The sequence below is a fragment of the Burkholderia sp. AU16741 genome, from assembly GCF_002223345.1.
In the GTDB taxonomy this organism is placed as follows: domain Bacteria; phylum Pseudomonadota; class Gammaproteobacteria; order Burkholderiales; family Burkholderiaceae; genus Burkholderia; species Burkholderia sola.
On the sequence record NZ_NKEZ01000025.1, the window covers coordinates 1 to 719 of the forward strand.

The 719-nt window shown below is 60.6% G+C and carries 1 pseudogene; it reads left to right on the plus strand.

Features of this window, described 5'->3' with window-relative positions:
- Positions 1-68 precede the first annotated feature (68 nt).
- Positions 69-719 (plus strand): annotated as a pseudogene (locus CFB89_RS34725) (transposase); the annotation flags it as partial.

Sequence of the window (719 nt, forward strand, 5' to 3'; positions counted from 1 at the left end):
TGACCTGCCCCCAACAAACAGGGCCACCCGGAGTCTAGTAAAGTTCGTTTTCGGAGAAGAAGACGAACATGAAGAAGCGCTTTACGGAACAGCAAATCATCGGGTTTCTGAAGGAAGCCGAAGCCGGTATGGCGGTCAAGGAACTGTGCAGGAAGTACGGGTTCAGTGACGCGTCGTTCTACATCTGGCGCGCGAAGTTCGGCGGCATGGAAGTCTCGGAAGCCCGCCGGCTCAAGGACCTGGAGGTGGAGAATGCCCGGCTGAAGAAGCTGCTGGCCGAAGCAATGCTCGATATGGAAGCGTTGAAGGTCGTCGTCAAGGGAAAGCCCTGAGCCCGCAAGCCAAACGCGAAGCAGTGTCGGCGATTCGGGAGCAGGTCAACATCTCCGAGCGCCGCGCCTGCCGGCTTGTCGGGCTTTCTCGCAGCGTGCTGCATTACGACGCGAAGCCGGACCACGAGAATGAGGTGCTCGCGGCGCGTCTGGTGGAGTTGGCGCACGCACGTCGTCGATTCGGCTACCGTCGACTGCACGCCCTGATGGAGCGCGAAGGCACGCACGCCAATCACAAGCTCATCTATCGCCTGTACCGTGAGGCAGGGCTGGCTGTGCGGCGCCGTCGCAAGCGCCATGGCGTCATGATTGAGCGCGAGCAACTGGCATTGCCGGGCGCGCCCAACGAGGTGTGGTCAATCGATTTCGTGATGGATGCGCTTTCCA